The organism is Novacetimonas hansenii JCM 7643 (genome assembly GCF_000964405.1).
GTDB lineage: Bacteria > Pseudomonadota > Alphaproteobacteria > Acetobacterales > Acetobacteraceae > Novacetimonas > Novacetimonas hansenii.
Map to the genome: position 1 here is coordinate 1 of NZ_BANE01000313.1, position 712 is coordinate 712.

Consider the following 712-nt stretch of genomic DNA (forward strand, 5'->3'; position numbering starts at 1 on the left):
AACAAATCAGGAACATATAATCAGGAAATTTGCCTGCACAAGGACCGTCGAGCCGTGACATGACTGCTGAAATCCATAAAAAACCCGGTCTGGAGACGCTACGGGCCGCGATCAGCCGTCTCGAAGGGCACAGCGACCGACGCCGCACGGTGTTGCCCTTCGGTGTGCGCGAGATAGACGCCCGTCTGCCCGGTGGTGGTCTGGCACTGGGGGCATTGCATGAGGTGGCAGGCGGAGGCAACGACGCCCTTCACAGTGCGGCTGCCGGTCAGTTCTGTGCAGGGATTGCGGCCCGCACGCGCGGTAAGGTGCTCTGGATCGTCACCCGCCAGGATGTGTTCGCTCCCTCCCTGAAACAGGTGGGGCTTTCTGCGCGGCGGACGATCTATGTCGAGGCCAGTTCGGACGTCGATGTACTGGCCTGCTTCGAGGAAGGGCTGCGGCATGGCGGCCTGGGGGCCGTGGTCGCCGAGGTGGCGCGTCTGTCCATGACGGCCTCGCGTCGCCTGCAACTGGCGGCTGAAACGTCTGGTTCGCTTGGCATCGCGATACGCCGCTGGCGGCGGCAGACCGATGCTGCGGATTTTGGTCAGCCCACAGCGTCCGTCACCCGCTGGCGGGTGTCCGTCCTGCCATCCGTATCGTTGCCGGTGCCCGGTGTGGGCCGTCCCCGCTGGCTGCTGGAACTGATCCGTGCCCGTGCGGGCGAATG

The 712-nt window shown here is 64.9% G+C and carries 1 protein-coding gene; it reads left to right on the forward strand.

The features are described 5' to 3' along the window. Nucleotides 1–59: 59 nt before the first annotated feature. The coding region (locus B7G66_RS15735) for an ImuA family protein (protein WP_048859378.1) at nucleotides 60–712 on the forward strand (653 nt) is incomplete at its 3' end.